A 17,774-nucleotide genomic window follows, 5' to 3' on the forward strand; every position below is an offset into this window, starting at 1 on the left:
CGGTCGAGGAAATACCAGTGATAAAAAAAATCCTGATCGCCAACCGTGGGGAAATCGCTGTCCGGATCGTGCGCGCCTGCGCCGAAATGGGCATCCGCTCGGTGGCGATCTATTCCGACGCGGACCGTCACGCGCTCCACGTGAAGCGTGCCGACGAAGCGTATGGCATCGGCTCGGAGCCCCTCGAAGGCTATTTGAACCCGCGCAAGCTGGTGAACCTCGCCGTTGAAACCGGCTGCGATGCGTTACACCCCGGCTATGGGTTTCTGTCGGAGAACGCGGAGCTGGCGGATATCTGCGCCGAACGAGGGATCAAGTTCATCGGCCCGTCCGCTGAAGTGATCCGCCGCATGGGCGACAAAACCGAAGCTCGCCGCAGCATGATCAAGGCCGGCGTACCGGTGACGCCCGGCACGGAAGGCAACGTGGCTGACATCGCCGAAGCACTGGTGGAAGGCGATCGCATCGGTTACCCCGTGATGCTCAAGGCCACGTCGGGCGGCGGCGGTCGCGGCATTCGTCGCTGCAACAGCCGAGAAGAGCTGGAACAGGCGTTCCCTCGGGTCATTTCCGAAGCCACCAAGGCCTTCGGCAAGGCCGAAGTCTTTCTGGAAAAGTGCATCGTCAACCCAAAGCACATCGAAGCGCAGATCCTCGGCGACAGCTTTGGCAACGTCGTTCACCTGTTCGAGCGTGATTGCTCGATCCAGCGCCGCAACCAGAAGCTCATCGAAATCGCCCCGAGCCCGCAACTGACGCCGGAGCAGCGCGCCTACATCGGCGACCTCTCCGTACGCGCCGCCAAGGCCGTGGGCTATGAGAACGCCGGCACCGTGGAGTTTTTGCTCGCCGAGGGCGAGGTGTACTTCATGGAGATGAACACCCGCGTACAGGTGGAGCACACGATCACCGAGGAAATCACCGGGATCGACATCGTCCGCGAGCAGATTCGTATCGCCTCGGGGCTGCCGCTGTCGGTCAAGCAGGAAGACATCATCCATCGCGGTTTCGCGTTGCAGTTCCGCATCAACGCGGAGGACCCGAAAAACAACTTCCTGCCGAGCTTTGGCAAGATCACCCGTTATTACGCGCCCGGCGGTCCCGGCGTGCGCACCGATACGGCGATCTATACCGGCTACACCATTCCGCCGTATTACGACTCCATGTGCCTGAAGCTGATCGTCTGGGCGCTGACCTGGGAAGAGGCGATGGACCGCGGCCTGCGCGCGCTGGACGACATGCGTCTTCAAGGTGTGAAGACCACGGCCGCGTATTACCAGGAAATCCTGCGCAACCCGGAATTCCGCAGCGGCCAGTTCAATACCAGCTTCGTTGAGAGCCATCCCGAGCTGACCAACTACTCGATCAAGCGCAAACCCGAAGAGCTGGCCCTGGCCATCGCCGCCGCCATTGCTGCCCATGCGGGCTTATAAAAAAGCCAGCTGCAAGCGCTAAGCCGCAAGCTGCAAGTTGAAGCCGATCCGCTGTTACTTGCCGCTTGTAGCTTGCCGCTTGAAGCTAAAAGGAGATCCGAACATGTCCAAGAAAATCTTCGTCACCGACACCATTTTGCGCGACGCCCACCAGTCTCTGCTGGCGACCCGCATGCGCACCGAGGACATGCTGCCGATCTGCGACAGGCTCGACAAAGTCGGCTATTGGTCGCTGGAAGTGTGGGGCGGTGCGACCTTCGACGCCTGCGTGCGCTTCCTGAAGGAAGATCCGTGGGAGCGCTTGCGCCAATTGCGCGCGGCGCTGCCCAACACGCGTCTGCAGATGCTGCTACGCGGTCAGAACCTGCTGGGGTATCGCCACTACAGCGATGACGTGGTCAGGGCATTCGTCGCCAAGGCGGCGGACAACGGTATCGACGTGTTCCGTATCTTCGATGCCATGAACGATGTGCGCAATCTGCGCGTGGCGGTCGAAGCCGTGAAGGCGTCCGGCAAACACGCCCAGGGCACGATTGCTTACACCACCAGCCCGGTGCACACCATCGGCGCGTTTGTGGCGCAGGCCAAAGAGATGGAAGCGATGGGTTGTGATTCCGTCGCGATCAAGGACATGGCCGGTCTGCTGACCCCGTACGCCACGGGTGAGCTGGTCAAGGCATTGAAAGCCGAGCAATCCCTGCCGGTGTTCATTCACTCCCATGACACCGCGGGCCTGGCCGCGATGTGCCAGCTCAAGGCCATCGAAAACGGTGCCGACCACATCGACACCGCGATCTCCAGCTTCGCCTGGGGCACCAGCCACCCGGGCACCGAGTCGATGGTTGCGGCCCTTAAAGGCAGTGAGTTTGACACCGGCCTGGACCTGGAACTGCTGCAGGAAATCGGCCTGTATTTCTACGCGGTGCGTAAGAAGTATCACCAGTTCGAAAGCGAATTCACGGCGGTCGATACCCGTGTGCAGGTCAACCAAGTGCCGGGCGGCATGATCTCCAACCTCGCCAACCAGCTCAAAGAGCAGGGCGCTTTGAACCGCATGGGCGAAGTGCTGGCCGAGATTCCGCGGGTGCGCAAAGACCTGGGCTATCCGCCGTTGGTGACCCCGACTTCACAGATCGTCGGCACCCAGGCGTTTTTCAACGTGCTGGCCGGCGAGCGTTACAAAACCATCACCAATGAAGTGAAGCTTTACCTGACTGGCGGCTACGGCAAGGCGCCAGGGCAGGTGGACGAGACACTGCGCCGTCAGGCCATCGGCAGTGAAGAGCTGATCGACGTGCGTCCGGCCGACCTGCTCAAACCGGAAATGACCAGACTGCGCGGTGAGATCGGCGCCTTGGCGACCAGCGAAGAAGACGTGCTCACTTACGCCATGTTCCCGGACATCGGCCGCAAGTTTCTCGAAGAACGTGCGGCGGGCACCCTGGCGCCAGAGCCGCTGCTGCCGATTCCCGAGCCTGGCGCGGTGGCGAAATCAGGTGGCGAGGGCGTTCCGACCGAATTCGTCATCGACGTTCACGGCGAAAGCTACCGCGTTGATATCACCGGCGTGGGCGTCAAAGCCGAGGGCAAGCGTCACTTCTATCTTTCCATTGATGGCATGCCGGAAGAAGTGGTGTTCGAGCCACTCAATGAGTTCGTCGGCAGTGGCATCGGCAAGCGTGCGCAGGCCAGCAAACCGGGCCATGTCAGCACTTCCATGCCGGGCAACATCGTCGACGTGCTGGTGAAGGAGGGCGATGCCGTCCGCGCCGGTCAGGCAGTGCTGATCACCGAAGCGATGAAGATGGAGACCGAAGTCCAGGCTGCAATCGCTGGCAAGGTTGTGGCCATCCACGTCGCGAAAGGCGATCGCGTAAACCCGGGCGAGATATTGGTCGAAATCGAGGGCTGACACTGCCGCTGCACATTGACCGCCTGCCGCGCACAGACGCGGCAGGCTGAACGGTTACCTCTGGGGGAGCTCTCGTGGCTCCTCTTTTTTTGCCTGAAGCTGGGCGCCTCCGGCTGTTTCGTTTCGACGCACTCAGTTGCCGCGCAGTTGCTCCAGCGTTCTGATTTGCCGACCGTCCTTGAAGTTATCCACAGCCAGCCATGCTTCAAACGCTTGCTGTGCAGCCGGCCATTCGCTGTCGATCATCGAATACCAGGCGGTGTCGCGATTCTGCCCTTTGAACACCGAATGCTGGCGGAACGTGCCTTCGAAGCTGAACCCGAAGCGCTCGGCCGCGCGCCTGGAGCGGGCGTTGTTGGCGTTGCATTTCCATTCCAGACGGCGATTGCCCAGCGCAAAGGATTCCCTCGCCAGCAGGTACACCGCTTCCGTTGCCTTGGGCGTGCGTTGCATCGAGGCGCCGAAGGTCACATGGCCAATTTCGATGCGGCCCGCGCTCGGGAAGATGGACATCAAGCCCAGAAAGCCGTCGATGGCGCCGGTCTGTTGATCAATGACGGTGTAGAACCACGGGTCAGTCGAGCCTTCCAGGCCGGCGAGATAGTCATCGAATGCACTGCGCTCAGGAAACGGGCCCACGAACAGGTAATCCCACAATTTGCGGTCAGCGGCCGGACCTTCCAGCGCCTCCCACAAGCCATCACCATGGCGGGCGGCGTTGAGTTTCTCCAGACGAATAAAGTGTCCTTGCAGCGTGCGCGTGTCCGGCAGTTTGGCCGGTTGCCAGTGCGTGAGATCCGACATATCGAGGGTTCCTGGTCTTACAACGGTTTGCGAAATTGGATATAGCCCGGGCGCTCTGCGATGCGCTCGTAGAGCTGAATCGCGGTTGCGTTGGTTTCGTGGGTGAGCCAATGGACTTTGTCAGCGCCGTCCCTTTTGGCGGTCGCGTAGACGTACTCGATCAGTTGGCGACCAACGCCCGTGCCGCGCTGTTCCGGCACCACCAGCAAATCCTGCAAGTAGCAGGCATTGCTGATGCTCCAGTTCGAGCGGTGATAGATGAAATGCACCATGCCTACCGCCTTGCCGTCCTGCCAGGCGAGGGCGGCATTGGTGGGCTCGCTGTTGTCCAGAAACCGCTGCCAGGTGCTCTGTGTGACCGCATCGGCCAGCGTGGTTTTGTAGAAGGTCAGATAGGCATGCCACAACGGCAGCCAGGCATCGTGATCTTCGGCGGTGACGGGACGGATGTGGAGGTCAGACACGCGATGCTCCCTGGCTCATCAACTGAGCGATTTTCTGATCGGATGGGTCCTGGCTGAGTGCCAGGCCTTTGCTGACGCCGGCGATGTCTGCGGCGCTGCGGTTCTGGTTGAGCTTGCGTTTGCCCTCCAGCCGCTCGACGGGGATCGCGAAGCCGACGATGCCGTTGAGCATTTTTTCGATGTAATCGGCGGGTGCGTCGCTGACAGCCCAAGGCTCGGCGCGGCTGGCTTCGTGCTTGTCGGTCAGGCCGGTGACAACCCGCAACAGCCGTGCTGGATCAGTGAACACATCGGCGCGGCCATACGCGTGCACCGCCAGGTAATTCCAAGTGGGCACCACTTTGCCGTGCTCGGCCTTGGCGGCATAAAAAGAAGGGCTGATATAGGCGTCTGCACCCTGGAAAATCAACAATGCTTCGGCGCCCGTCTCCAGAGCCTTCCACTGCGGATTCGCCTTGGCCAGATGCCCATACAGCGTGCCTTGCGGACCTTGAGTCGGTTCGAGCAGCAAGGGGATATGACTCGCTTGCAAACCGGTCTCGTCAAACGTGACCAGCGTTGCCAGGCGCGTGGCTTCTATCTGCTTGTGCAGGCTGGCAAGGTCTTCATCTTTAAAATAGCTGGGCGTGTACATGAGATTTTCCTTGGCGGCTGAGCCAATCCTAGGCAGCCTAATGGTTCGTTGTAAGAGCCATTAATGGTCAATCTCATAGGGCCAATGCCATGCACGTACCCACGCCTGCGCTGACGTTCGATTTCGCCGGCATGGAGCTGAACCGCCGCCATGGTCTTAGCCGCCAGCTCTATCAGACCCTGCGCGAACGCATCCTCGACGGTCGCTTATCCGGTGGCACGCGCTTGCCGGCAAGCCGGGATCTGGCGTCGTCCCTCGGCATCTCCCGCAACAGCGTGGTGCGCGCCTATGACCAGCTCTACGCTGAAGGCTTTATCGAGAGCCGCGTGGGCGATGGTACATACGTGGCCCTGTTGAGGGAGAAACCGCTGGCTGCAAAAAAACTATCCACACACCTGTCCACAGGGTTATCACCAAGCTTATCAACAGGGTTATCCACAAAACCCCCGATTGTGGCGGCCGAATCGTCCAACAATGTTATCCACAGCACGGCAATGCATACGCTGGATCGGCATCATTTACGACCTCCAAAAAGCGGCCTGCCGAAGGCATTTCGAACAGGGGTTCCGGCATTCGATCTGTTCCCTTTCGACACGTGGGGCAAGCTGCACGCTGCTTTCTGGCGTAAACCAGGCCTGCAACATCTGGGCTACGGCGACCCGGCCGGCGAATGGCGACTGCGAGAGCTGATCGCTGCTTATTTGAGGACGTCCCGCGATCTGCGCTGCGCACCTGAGCAAATTGTGATCACCAATGGCGCGCAGCAGGCAATTACCCTTTGTGCACAGCTGCTGCTGGAGCAGGGCGACGTGGTAGCACTCGAAAACCCGGGGTACCGCGCGGCTGGCCATGCCTTCGGGGTGGCTGGCGCCAAGTTGCAGGGTATGCCGGTTGACGCCGAGGGCATGCGCAGTCCGGCTCTGGATGACTCAGGTTGCAAGTTGGCGTACGTGACGCCCTCTCATCAATACCCGCTGGGGGTGACGATGAGTCTGGCGCGGCGCCTGGAACTGCTCGCCTGGGCCGAGCGCAATCAGGGCTGGATCGTCGAAGACGACTACGACGGCGAATATCGCTACAGCGGCGCCCCGCTGGCGCCGTTGGCAGCGCTGGATCGGAGCGGCCGCGTGCTGTACGTCGGGACATTCGGCAAGGTGGCATTTCCGGCGCTGCGTCTGGGTTATCTGGTGTTGCCGCGCAACCTGGTGGAGCCCTTCAGCCGGCGCCGGGCCGTGGACATGCGTCATTCCGAGGTCGGCACGCAAATGGTCATGGCCGAGTTCATCGCAGCAGGCCACTTTCAGAGGCACATCCGTCGCATGCGCCGCGCTGCCTTGAGTCGACGTGACGCATTACTGGCCGACTGGCCCCATGAACTTGCGGGTTGCAGCCCGATGATCAAGCCGGTTGCAGGGCTTCATGTCACCGTCGCGGTGGACACGTTAGAGCGTGAGACGGAACTGGTGACCAAAGCAGAAAGCGTTGGCGTCGAGGTCGCGCCGTTGAGTGAGTATTGGCTACCGGAGTCAAAGACGCCGATGGATGATCGGGCCGGGCTGGTCCTGGGCTTTGCGGCGGTGCCCGAGGCCGATATCGCCTCGGCGCTGGCGCGGTTGCGAAGCGTCTGGCGGGTTTGATGGTGGTGAAGCCAATGGCGGCGTTGGCGCGTCACCAAGCAGGCACCGGCGTATACTCGCGCCCATCGCAATCCTTTTCCGAGATACGCCCATGAGTCTTCCCCTCTCTGTGGCGCCGCAGCGCAAGCTCGGCGCCCCGCTGATCGCCTTCCTCTTGTTGGTGGTCGGCGCTCTGTTTCTCCAATCGGCCGTTGGCGGCAGGCAAGTGCTGTTGCTGATCGTTGGCGCCGCGCTGGGCCTTACGCTGTATCACGCCGCTTTCGGCTTCACTTCGGCCTGGCGGGTATTCATCAACGAGCGACGCGGCGCCGGTCTGCGTGCGCAGATGGTGATGCTGGCCGTCGCGGTGGTGCTGTTTTTCCCTGCGCTGGGTGCCGGTACGCTGTTCGGCACGCCGGTCACCGGCCTCGTCGCCCCAGCTGGCGTGTCCGTTGTCTTCGGTGCCTTCATCTTCGGCATCGGCATGCAAATGGGCGGCGGCTGTGCGTCCGGCACGCTGTTCACCGTTGGCGGCGGCAATGCACGGATGCTGGTGACCTTGCTGTTCTTCATCATTGGCTCGCTGATCGCCACCCATCACGTCGATTGGTGGTTCTCGCTGCCGTCGTTCCCCGCCACCTCCATTGTCAAAAGCTTCGGCGTGATCCCTGCGCTGCTCATGAGCCTGGCGCTGTTCGCAGTCATTGCTTTTGTCACCGTCAAACTGGAAAAGCGTCGGCACGGAGAGCTGGAAGCGGCCGTCACCAGTGAGCACGTTGGCTTGCGCCGCTTCCTCCGTGGTCCCTGGCCGCTGGTGTGGGGGGCGGTAGGCCTGGCGCTGCTCAACTACGCCACACTGGCATTGGCAGGTCGCCCTTGGGGCATCACCTCGGCCTTTGCGCTATGGGGTGCGAAAGTCGCCGGTGGTCTGGGCGTGGATGTGGGCAGTTGGCCGTTCTGGCAGATGCCAGCGAATGCCAAGGCGCTGGCTGCTCCCGTATGGGAAGACATCACCACCGTCATGGATATCGGCATCATGCTGGGTGCGGCAGTGGCGGCCGGCCTTGCAGGACGATTCGCCCCGAGCCTGAAAATCCCGACACGCTCGCTGATCGCTGCAGTGCTTGGTGGACTGTTGCTCGGTTACGGTTCGCGCCTGGCGTACGGCTGCAACATCGGCGCGTACTTCAGCGGCATCGCCTCAGGCAGCCTGCACGGCTGGCTTTGGCTGATCGCTGCCTTTGCGGGCAACGCACTGGGCGTGCGGATTCGGCCGTTCTTCTTTGAGGGCGAACGTCGGCCCGCAGTTTTGACCGGGTGCTGATCGAGTGATCTGAAGGACGGAGGGCGCTTGCCCGCGAGGTGCGGGCAAACGCTCTTACACAGGATTAACCGGCGATCTGCTCGTTAGCCCGCTTGACGATATTCTCCGCGGTGAAACCGTACTTGGCCTGCAGCTTCTCGATGGGAGCCGACGCACCGAAGGTGTTCATCACAATCTTCGCGCCAGTCTGGCCGACGTACCGATCCCAGCCGACAGGCCCTGCCTGTTCCACCACCACCCTGGCTTTTACGTCCGGTGGCAGCACGCCGTCGCGATAGGCCTTGTCCTGGTCCTCGAAGAGCTCCCAGCTCGGCATCGACACCACTCGCGCCGCAACGCCTTGGGCTTTGAGCGTCTCGAACGCCTCGACGGTCATGCCGACCTCGCTGCCGGTGGCGATCAGGATGACGTCTACTTTGCCTTCCACCGCATCAGCCAGTACATAGGCGCCTTTGGTCAGGCCCTCGGCGCTGGCGTATTTCGAGCGATCAAGGGTTGGCAGCGGCTGACGTGACAGCACCAGGCAAGTCGGTCTGCTAGTTTGCGCCAGCGCGATTTTCCAGGCCTGCGCCGTTTCGTTGGCATCGCCCGGACGAATCGTCAGCACACCCGGCGTTGCGCGTAGTTGAGTCAGCTGCTCGATGGGCTGGTGCGTCGGGCCGTCTTCGCCGACGCCGATCGAGTCATGAGTGAATACGAACACCACTGGCAACTCCATGATCGACGCCAGACGAATCGGCGGCTTCATGTAGTCGCTGAAGACCAGAAACGTCGAGGTGTACGGGCGGATGTAGGACAGCGCCAAGCCGTTCGCAATCGAGCCCATGGCGTGTTCGCGCACGCCGAAGTGCAGGTTTCGACCGCCGTAATGGCCCGCTTCGAAGCTGCCCGCACCCTCAAATGTGAGGTTGGTTTTGGTCGACGGCGAAAGGTCGGCCGAGCCGCCGATGAGCCAAGGGATCTGCTCGGCGAAGGCGTTCAGCACCTTGCCACCGGAAGCGCGCGAGGCAATGCCTTTGGCGTCCGCTTCAAAATTCATCTGCTTGTCTTGCCAGCCTTCGGGCATTTCACCAGCACGCATGCGCTTGAGCTGGTCAGCGAGCTCCGGCTGGTCCTTTTCAAACTGGTTGAAGGTTGCGAGCCATGCGTCGTAATCGCTGCCGCTACGTTCCAGCAATGCATCCCGCAGGTATTGGCGAGCATCTTCCGGCACCAGGAAGCTGCTGTTTTCATCCCAGCCGTAGGCTTTCTTCGTCAGCTTGATTTCATCGTCGCCCAGCGGTTCGCCGTGGGCGGCAGACGTGTTGTGCTTATTGGGCGAACCGAAGCCAATGATGCTGTCGACCACGATCAGGGTCGGTGCATCGCTGGTGTGCTGAAAGGTCTGCAGCGCCTTCGCCAGCGCGTTGGCGTCATTGGCGTCTTTGACGTGCAGGGTTTTCCAGCCGTAGCCCTCGAAACGCTTCTGCACATCGTCGCTGTACGCCAGCTCGGTATGGCCTTCAATGCTGATGGTGTTGTTGTCGTAGATCCAGCACAGGTTCGACAGCTTGAGGTGGCCGGCAATCGACGCCGCCTCGGCGGTCACGCCTTCCATCATGTCGCCATCGCCACACAGCACGTAAACGCTGTAATCGAACAGCGTAGCGCCGGGCTTGTTGAAGTGCTCGCCCAGCCAGCGCTCGCCCATCGCCATGCCGACGCTGTTGGCGCAGCCTTGACCCAGCGGACCGGTGGTGGTCTCCACGCCGGTGGTCATGCGGTATTCAGGGTGGCCCGGGGTTTTGGAATCCATCTGGCGAAATTGCTTGATGTCCTCCAGGCTCACCGCGGGTTTGCCCGATGGTTTGCCATGCTCGTCGATCTCGACCACACCCGCCAGGTGCAGCAGTGAATAAAGCAGCATCGACGCATGACCGACCGACAGGACAAAGCGATCGCGGTTTGGCCAGTCAGGGTGTTCCGGGTGGTAGCGCAGGAAATCTTTCCACAGCGTGTAGCCGACAGGTGCCAGCGCCATCGGCGTGCCGGGGTGCCCGGAGTTGGCTTTTTGCACCGCATCCATGGCCAGGGTGCGAATGGTGTTGATGGTCAATTGGTCGCGGTCGGTGTGCGGCGTAAAAGCGCGCGCGGCGCCGGAGCGTTCGGTGGAGGGAGTATTGGCAGACGAGCTCATTAACGTTCTCCTCGTGACGGGTAGCGGAAGCATCCAGATAGGTGTTGAGCTCCCGGAGGCTGTGATCGTTCCATGAACAATCTGTCAGGCGACCCGGTGGAGAAGCGATTCAGCTTTCCGAGAGTATTTGGTTACATATAGCCTGTGGTCGTAACGAACGAACTTGCCCGCAGGCATTCGAAGCCTTGGGTCGAGCCTTTGCCGACTGATTCAACGTATTGCGACGGAGGTGGCTTTTGCAGGAATTGATCGTCAAGAAGTACCGGGCCATGATCCGGACGTTTACCTACATCGGTTGGTCCTTGTTCTGGCTGCTGATCTGGGATGTTGTCGTCACCGTCGACTTCATGCTGTTTCTCGATCGCAAGATCACCCTGCCATCGATGCCCCTGACCCTGCTGGGTTCTGCGCTGGTGGTGCTGACCAGTTTCCGCAACACCAGTGCGTACAACCGCTGGTGGGAGGCGCGCACCTTATGGGGCGCGCTGGTCAATAACTCTCGTAGCTTCGCCCGGCAGGTGCTGACGTTCATCGATGACGAGGACGGGCTGAACCCGGTCAAGGCCACGCTGTTGCGCCGGCATGTCGCCTATGTTGAATGCCTGTCGGCCCATTTGAAGGGCAGCGATTGCGGCGAGCAGGTCACCGCGATGATTTCCCGGGAAGAGTACGAGCGCCGCACGCGCACCAACAACTTCCCCAACGCGATTCTCAATGAGTCCGCTGCGATCATCTCTCAGGAATACAAGGCCGGCCGTCTGGACAGCATTCGCCTCGAACGGCTCGAAGCGACGCTGGTGGAAATCTCCAACAACCAGGGCGGAATGGAGCGCATCGCCAATACCCCGTTGCCTTACCCGTACGTCACGTTCCCGCGCCTTTTCATCACGCTGTTCTGCATCATCGTGCCCATCGGTCTGGTGGAAACGCTGGGATGGTTCACGCCGCTGGCGTCCACCGTGGTCGGCTTCATGCTGCTGGCAATCGAGAAAATCGGTACCGACCTGCAAAGCCCGTTCAAAGTCTCCGAGCACGAGATCCAGATGAAAGCGCTGTGCGAAAACATCTCCGGCAATCTTAACTCGATGCTGCAGGATGCAATGGATAAGCGACCGGTTGAGGTGGCTTATTCGTAGATATAGATATTCTCTGCGCCCCGGCCCTGCGAGGTCAGGATTGAGTGCTACATAGCGCTTGGGGCGTTTGTAATGACTGAGCCGCTAGCGGATGTGAAATGGCGTAAGACGTCGGCAAGCTGTATCACCTGGTGACGTTTGTCCCGGTGCAGATGATTTGTGTTGGCTATGGTTAAAGCCGTCGGGCGGGTTCATGGCGCTGACTACATAAATCATACCCGTAAGGGGTATACACTCAGAATCAGGTGATCGGATGGTGGTGCTGAAGCGAAGGGATTTCGCAAAGTGGCAAGCTGGCGAAAATCTTCCCGACAATGCGCTCTGCGATGCAGTTGCGGAGATGGAAAACGGTTTGGTCGATGCGGATTTGGGAGGAAGCTTGTACAAGAAGCGAGTCGCCCGGGCCGGCGGAGGAAAAAGCAGCGGTTATCGTACCCTGCTATCCGCGAAGTCGGGAGACAGCTACGTATTTCTGATCGGTTTTGCGAAAAGCGCTCGATCAAATATCACGGCTCAGGAAAAAAAGGCTCTGCGCTATGCGGGCAAAGTTTTCCTTGGCCTGCCTCAGGATGCAATGGTGCTGGCTTTGCGGGCTGGGACGTTAGAGGAGGTTCACTGTGACCAGTAAAATCATCGAGGCGCTACGGGGAGATATCGCCGAGCTTTATGCGGAAGGCGCAGTGGGCAAGATCACCCTGCGCGAGTTTGAGTCTATATGCCCAGCACCTGTCCGAGAGCTTAGCCCTGGGGATATACGGAGCTTGAGGCTGGCTTTGAAGTTCAGTCAGCCGGTGTTCGCGCTTCACCTGAACACCACAGCGTCCACGGTTCGCAAGTGGGAGCAGGGCGACAGCCGTCCTGCAGGGCCTGCCTTGAAGCTTCTGAATGTCATCGCGGATAAAGGCCTGCAGACGATTATCTAAGCGGCGCTACTCGCTCAGCGCAACTCCCCACACACATCCAGCTCAACCAGCTGCCGTATGTCATCCTCGTCCAGTCCCGCCCCCAGCAGCGCATGCAGCTTGCCGAACGCAGCTTCGCGGGTCATGCCGCCGCCGGACAGCACGCCGACATCCCGCAGCCGACTGCCAGCCTCATACACATCCAGCTCGACGCCGCCTTCGTGGCATTGGGTAATGGCCACGACCACGACGCCTTGCCGGTGAGCACGCTGCAGGCTGGCAAGGAATCCGGCGTTATCGCTGGGCCCTGTGCCGCTGCCGAAGCATTCCAGCACAAGACCTTGAATGCCGCTGTCGATCAATCCGTCCAGCTGAGCAGCGCCAATGCCGGGGAACAGGGGCAACACCGCAACATTCGCCAAATGCTTGGGCTGACGATAGTCCAGTGCCGCCGGCAATGCCGATGCGGCCTCACCACCCCGAGCGCGATTAAGTGCCGCGAAAGGGTTACGGCCGAAGCTGCGAATCTTCGCGCACCGCGTCGGCTCAAGCAGCTCCCCGTGGAAGTACAGATGCACTCCCGCGGCAAGCCCTTGACCCAAGGCCTGCAAGGCGCCGTTGACGTTTTCCCATGCGTCGCTGTCGGGAACGCCCGCTGGCAACATCGACCCGGTGAACACAACCGGTGCATTCAGGCCCAGCAGCTGAAAGCTCATGGCCGCTGCGCTGTAGGCCAGGGTGTCGGTGCCGTGCAGGATCAGCACGGCATCGCAGTGCTGAACTTCAATTGCGTCGACCACCGCCTCACGCAAGCGCTGCCAGTAGGCGGGCGTCATGTTGGCGCTGTCGATCAGGGGAGCCATTTCGCGGAACGACCACTGCGGCACCACCATTTCGGGCAGTGCAGCCAGTTGCTCAGCCATGCGCACTTCAAAGCCGGAAGCGGGTGCAAGCCCGTTTTCGCTGGCCTGCATGCCGATGGTTCCACCGGTATACAGCACCATCACCTGGCGGGCTGCTGTGTGGTTTTGGCGATTCATGCCTGTCTCCCTGGACCGACGTTCAAATGATCAATGCGCGTCTGCGACCGATTTGCCGCTGACCGTTGCCGAGGCTACCGCTGGCTGAGCGGCATCAGGCTTTGGCCAGGCTTTCAGGTCCAGGTCCAGATCGGGGAACTGGCTGGAGTCGAAAACCGGCGTCTTGATGCCGGCTTTACGCTGGGCATCGTAGTCGTTCAACACCCGCAGCGCGATTTTGAACAGCATCGCCAGCGCGATCAGGTTGACGAAGGCCAGCAGCGTCATAGTGATGTCGGCGAAGGCGAACACTGTGCCCAGATCCTCGACCGCGCCCCACAAAATCAGCGCGAGGACCAGAACGCGGTAGCCGAAGATCGCCTTGCGGTTCTCGCCCAGCAGGAAGCGCAGGCTGTTTTCACCCAAGTAGTAGTTGTAGAGAATCGAAGTGAACACGAACAGCGCCAGCGCCACACTGATGAACAGCTTGCCCCAGTCACCGACGACGGCGGCGAGGGAGTTTTGCGTCAGGGCAATGCCATCGCCTTCGAAGCCCGGCGTGTAGAAACCGGACAGCAGGATAAGCAATGCGGTACAGGTGCAGATGACGAAGGTGTCGAGGAACACGCTGAACGCTTGAACCACACCTTGTGCCACCGGGTGCTCGACCTGAGCCACCGCCGCCACGTTCGGCGCACTGCCCAGGCCGGCTTCGTTGGCGAAGACGCCACGTTTGACGCCCATGACAATGGCGCTGCCGATCAGGCCACCAAACACTTCATCCATGCCGAACGCGCTTTTGACGATGGTCATCAGCATCTGCGGCACGTGTTCGAACTGCACGCCGATGACATACAGCGTGACTGCGATGTAGACCAGCGTCTTGATCGGCACCAGCAGGTCGGCGACCTTGGCGATGCGCTTGATCCCGCCGACGAACACCAGGCCCAGCAGGATCGCCAGACCGACGCCGGCGTAGCCTGGCGAGATCTTGAACGCGTCGTTGAGCGAGTGGGTCACGGCGTGGGATTGCAGGCCGTTGAAGGCAAAACCGAAGGTCACCAGCAACAACACCGCCATGATCATGCCCAGCCAGCGTTTGCCCAGGCCGTGCTGAATGTAATACGACGGACCGCCGCGGTATTGGCCTTCGGCGTCGCAGCGTTTGTACAGCTGGCCGAGGGAGCATTCGAAAAAGCTGCTCGCCATGCCGACCAGCGCAGTGACCCACATCCAGAACACTGCGCCGGGGCCGCCCAGGGTGACGGCAATGCCGACGCCTGCGATGTTACCGGCGCCGACGCGGCCGGCAAGGCTGAGCATCAACGCCTGGAAGGAACTCAACTGGCCGGCGCTGCTGCGCAGACTGTCGCGAAACACCGCGAACATGTGAAAGAAGTGACGGAACTGAACGAAACGCGAGCGAATCGTGAAATATCCACCGAGCCCAACAATGAGCACGATCAGTACTTTTCCCGAGAGGAAGTCGTTGATGACTTCAAGCATTGGTGTTTCCTCGCTTTCTTAGAGGGTGCGCACTATACCGGCGCGCGTTATTGGAGTCTTTATCCGGTTTGCTACAAGCCCGAATGATGCTGGGCAAAAAAAAGGGCCTGGAAGCGTGTGCTTCCGGCCCTCAAAAGGGTGAGGGGTGTCTAGACCCTCAGCCTGGTGATCGTGTTGCAAGTGCTGCAGAGCCGGACAATCAAGCCTTCAAGGGCACGAGTCGCGGCGCAATCATGTTCTCGGGGCGCAGGATGTCCGCCAGCATGACGTCGTCCAGCAAGCCCTCTTCACGCACCAGCTCCAGCACGCCACGGCCGGTTTCAAGGGCGACGCGGGCGATGCGGGTGGCGTTTTCGTAACCGATGTACGGGTTCAGCGCAGTAACGAGGCCGATTGAGTGCTCGACCAGTTCGCGGCAGCGCACTTCGTTGGCGGTGATGCCGACGATGCAGTGCTCGCGCAGCATGTCCATGGCGCGCTGAAGCAGGCGAATCGAATCGAAGATCTTGTAGGCGATCAAAGGCTCCATCACGTTCAGCTGCAATTGACCGCCTTCGGCTGCGATGGTCAGCGCCAGGTCGTTGCCCATGATTTCAAAGGCGCACATGTTCACCGCCTCCGGAATCACCGGATTCACCTTACCCGGCATGATCGAGCTGCCTGGCTGACGGGCAGGGAGGTTGATTTCGTTGATGCCGGTGCGCGGGCCGCTTGAGAGCAGGCGCAGGTCGTTGCAGATTTTCGACAGCTTGACTGCGGTGCGCTTGAGCATGCCGGAGAACAGCACGAAAGCACCCATGTCGGAGGTGGCTTCGATCAAGTCTGCGGCCGGCACCAGCGGCTGGCCGCTGATGGTCGCCAGACGCTGAACGGCCAGGTGCTGATAACCCGGGTCGGCGTTGATGCCGGTGCCGATGGCGGTGCCGCCCAGATTGACTTCGGTCAGCAGCTCAGGCGCCAGGCTGCGCAAGCGGTTGAGGTCTTCAGTCAATGTAGTGGCGAAGGCGCGGAATTCCTGACCCAGGGTCATCGGTACTGCGTCTTGCAGCTGGGTGCGGCCCATTTTCAACACGTGGTTGAACTCATGACCTTTGGCCGCGAACGCTTGAATCAGGCTGTCGAGGCTGGCGAGCAGCGCGTCGTGGCCCAACAGCAAACCCAGGCGAATGGCCGTCGGGTAGGCGTCGTTGGTGGACTGCGCCATGTTCACGTCGTTGTTCGGGTGCAGGTATTTATATTCGCCCTTGGCATGGCCCATCGCTTCGAGCGCGATGTTGGCGATGACTTCGTTGGCGTTCATGTTGGTGGAGGTGCCGGCGCCGCCCTGAATCATGTCGACGACAAACTGATCGTGGAAATCACCGCGGATCAGTCGTGCGCAGGCTTCGCTGATGCCCGCATGCTTCTCGGCGCTCAAATGGCCCAACTGATGGTTTGCATCCGCCGCCGCCTGCTTGACCATCGCCAGCGCTACGACCAGCTTCGGGTAGTGCGAAAGCGGAACGCCGGAGAGGCGGAAGTTGTGCACTGCGCGCAGGGTCTGGATGCCGTAATACGCTTCAGCGGGTACTTCGAGAACGCCAAGCAAGTCTTTTTCGATGCGAAATGATGCAGCGGAGGACATGATAGAGAAAGTCTCAAGATGGGCACGGACTAAGCCGGAACGCCCTCGATACTAGGCCTGTGGGCTATTCTGGACCAATGCTGTAAAACGCTGCCCTATGCACAATCGGCATAATGCGGCTGTGACGCGGGGATTGTTACGAGCGTGTGAATCAGTGTATGAGGCTCTCGTCCGCACCCGCGAATGCGCAACTTTTAAGGCTGGAGAAACGATGAACCTGGAAAGCAAATGGCTGGAAGACTTCAGTGCGCTGGCCGCGACCCGCAGTTTTTCCCAGGCAGCGGAGCGTCGGTTTGTCACGCAACCGGCCTTCAGCCGACGCATTCGCAGCCTTGAAGCGGCCCTTGGGCTGACGCTGGTCAATCGCTCGCGCACGCCGATCGAGTTGACGGCGGCGGGGCAGTTATTCCTCGTCACCGCCCGAACGGTGGTCGACCAGCTCGGCGAGGTGCTGCGTCATTTGCACCATCTGGAAAGCGGGCAGGGCGAGGTCATGCAGATCGCCGCTGCGCACTCGCTGGCGCTGAGCTTCTTCCCGCGCTGGATCGCGCAACTGCGTAACGAAGGGCTGAATATCGCCACGCGCCTGGTCGCCACCAACGTCGGCGACGCGGTGCATGCGCTGCGTGAAGGCGGTTGCGACCTGATGCTGGCGTTCTACGACCCCGACGCTGCGCTGCAAATGGACGCCGAGATCTTCCCGTCGCTGCACCTGGGCGTGACCGAAATGCTGCCAGTCTGCTCGACGGACGAAGAGGGACGGCCGCTGTTCGATCTGGAAGGGGAGCAGAGCGTGCCGTTGCTGGCCTACAGCGCGGGTGCGTTTCTGGGTCGCTCGGTGAACCTGCTGTTGCGCCAGCGCAGCGTACGCTTCACGACGATTTACGAAACGGCGATGGCTGACAGCCTCAAGGGCATGGCGTTGCAGGGGCTGGGTATCGCGTGGGTGCCGCGGCTCAGCGTAACGGCGGAGCTTGAACGAGGCGAACTGGTCATCTGCGGCGGTACTCAGTGGCACGTCCCGCTGGAGATTCGGCTGTACCGCTGCGCCCTGGTTCGCAAGGCTAACGTGCGGCTGCTGTGGCGTAAGCTCGAAGGGGGCGCCGCGCAGACTGGCGCTTGACCTTCAAGTCAGTAAATCCGGGGGCTGACAGTGAAAACAGAGCGGCTGACAGGAGGTCGTCAGTGTTCTGTTAAACGGAACTCTTTGCGTTATACTGCGCG

General features: G+C 60.8%; 15 protein-coding genes. 8 read left to right on the forward strand and 7 right to left on the reverse strand.

The window, feature by feature from the left end; genetic code table 11:
* Positions 1-17 precede the first annotated feature (17 nt).
* A complete protein-coding gene (locus tag ACQKEN_RS00250; protein ID WP_074885974.1) occupies positions 18-1,433 on the forward strand; it encodes an acetyl-CoA carboxylase biotin carboxylase subunit in 1,416 nt (471 codons plus the stop codon).
* A gap of 103 nt (positions 1,434-1,536) precedes the next feature.
* The gene (gene oadA, locus ACQKEN_RS00255; RefSeq protein WP_427682819.1) at positions 1,537-3,345 is read left to right on the forward strand and encodes a sodium-extruding oxaloacetate decarboxylase subunit alpha; all 1,809 of its coding nucleotides are present in this window, start codon (positions 1,537-1,539) and stop codon (positions 3,343-3,345) included.
* Between the two features lie 132 nt (positions 3,346-3,477).
* On the opposite strand, the gene ACQKEN_RS00260 is transcribed toward oadA, so the two are convergent.
* The 3 genes from ACQKEN_RS00260 to ACQKEN_RS00270 are packed head-to-tail and all read right to left on the reverse strand — an operon-like array spanning position 3,478 to position 5,247.
* Positions 3,478-4,149: a GNAT family N-acetyltransferase gene (locus ACQKEN_RS00260; RefSeq protein ID WP_427682821.1), complete on the reverse strand. Its 672-nt coding sequence runs from the start codon at positions 4,147-4,149 to the stop codon at positions 3,478-3,480.
* Between the two features lie 17 nt (positions 4,150-4,166).
* Positions 4,167-4,613, reverse strand: coding sequence for an N-acetyltransferase family protein (locus ACQKEN_RS00265; RefSeq protein ID WP_427682822.1), 447 nt, complete (start codon positions 4,611-4,613; stop codon positions 4,167-4,169).
* Positions 4,606-5,247 carry an FMN-binding negative transcriptional regulator gene (locus tag ACQKEN_RS00270; RefSeq protein ID WP_427682824.1) on the reverse strand — a complete coding sequence of 214 codons (642 nt, stop codon included), beginning with the start codon at positions 5,245-5,247 and terminating at the stop codon, positions 4,606-4,608. The genes ACQKEN_RS00265 and ACQKEN_RS00270 overlap by 8 nt, the downstream gene beginning before the upstream one ends.
* 89 nt (positions 5,248-5,336) lie before the next feature.
* On the opposite strand from ACQKEN_RS00270, the gene ACQKEN_RS00275 reads away from it, so the two are divergent.
* Together ACQKEN_RS00275 and ACQKEN_RS00280 are read left to right on the forward strand one after the other, a co-directional pair.
* A complete protein-coding gene (locus tag ACQKEN_RS00275; RefSeq protein ID WP_427682826.1) occupies positions 5,337-6,884 on the forward strand; it encodes a PLP-dependent aminotransferase family protein in 1,548 nt (515 codons plus the stop codon).
* A gap of 91 nt (positions 6,885-6,975) precedes the next feature.
* Entirely contained in the window at positions 6,976-8,187 is a 1,212-nt protein-coding gene (locus ACQKEN_RS00280; RefSeq protein WP_427682828.1) for a YeeE/YedE family protein, read from the forward strand.
* A 64-nt stretch (positions 8,188-8,251) separates the two neighbouring features.
* Here the strand turns inward: ACQKEN_RS00280 and tkt are convergent, their stop codons facing one another.
* Complete coding sequence (tkt, locus tag ACQKEN_RS00285) at positions 8,252-10,363, reverse strand: transketolase (RefSeq protein WP_427682830.1); 2,112 nt, start codon at positions 10,361-10,363, stop codon at positions 8,252-8,254.
* Positions 10,364-10,632: 269 nt separating this feature from the next.
* On the opposite strand from tkt, the gene ACQKEN_RS00290 reads away from it, so the two are divergent.
* The 3 genes from ACQKEN_RS00290 to ACQKEN_RS00300 all read left to right on the forward strand — a co-directional run bounded on the left by ACQKEN_RS00290 (position 10,633) and on the right by ACQKEN_RS00300 (position 12,422).
* The gene (locus tag ACQKEN_RS00290) at positions 10,633-11,499 is read left to right on the forward strand and encodes a bestrophin family protein (protein ID WP_427683763.1); all 867 of its coding nucleotides are present in this window, start codon (positions 10,633-10,635) and stop codon (positions 11,497-11,499) included.
* 253 nt (positions 11,500-11,752) lie between these two features.
* Positions 11,753-12,127 carry a type II toxin-antitoxin system RelE/ParE family toxin gene (locus ACQKEN_RS00295; RefSeq protein ID WP_427682832.1) on the forward strand — a complete coding sequence of 125 codons (375 nt, stop codon included), beginning with the start codon at positions 11,753-11,755 and terminating at the stop codon, positions 12,125-12,127.
* The gene (locus ACQKEN_RS00300) at positions 12,117-12,422 is read left to right on the forward strand and encodes a helix-turn-helix domain-containing protein (protein WP_427682834.1); all 306 of its coding nucleotides are present in this window, start codon (positions 12,117-12,119) and stop codon (positions 12,420-12,422) included. The genes ACQKEN_RS00295 and ACQKEN_RS00300 overlap by 11 nt, the downstream gene beginning before the upstream one ends.
* 14 nt (positions 12,423-12,436) lie before the next feature.
* Here ACQKEN_RS00300 and ACQKEN_RS00305 read toward each other — a convergent pair whose 3' ends face one another.
* The 3 genes from ACQKEN_RS00305 to ACQKEN_RS00315 all read right to left on the reverse strand — a co-directional run bounded on the left by ACQKEN_RS00305 (position 12,437) and on the right by ACQKEN_RS00315 (position 16,550).
* A complete protein-coding gene (locus ACQKEN_RS00305) occupies positions 12,437-13,441 on the reverse strand; it encodes an asparaginase (RefSeq protein ID WP_427682836.1) in 1,005 nt (334 codons plus the stop codon).
* Between the two features lie 30 nt (positions 13,442-13,471).
* Positions 13,472-14,926 carry an alanine/glycine:cation symporter family protein gene (locus tag ACQKEN_RS00310; RefSeq protein WP_427682838.1) on the reverse strand — a complete coding sequence of 485 codons (1,455 nt, stop codon included), beginning with the start codon at positions 14,924-14,926 and terminating at the stop codon, positions 13,472-13,474.
* 199 nt (positions 14,927-15,125) lie between these two features.
* Positions 15,126-16,550 (reverse strand): aspartate ammonia-lyase, encoded by a 1,425-nt coding sequence (locus ACQKEN_RS00315; RefSeq protein ID WP_427682840.1) that lies wholly within the window; start codon positions 16,548-16,550, stop codon positions 15,126-15,128.
* A gap of 211 nt (positions 16,551-16,761) precedes the next feature.
* Between ACQKEN_RS00315 and ACQKEN_RS00320 the strand changes: the two genes are divergently transcribed.
* A complete protein-coding gene (locus ACQKEN_RS00320; protein ID WP_427682842.1) occupies positions 16,762-17,673 on the forward strand; it encodes a LysR substrate-binding domain-containing protein in 912 nt (303 codons plus the stop codon).
* Positions 17,674-17,774: the final 101 nt, after the last annotated feature.

It is taken from the genome of Pseudomonas sp. NPDC078416, assembly GCF_050268485.1.
Classification (GTDB): domain Bacteria; phylum Pseudomonadota; class Gammaproteobacteria; order Pseudomonadales; family Pseudomonadaceae; genus Aquipseudomonas.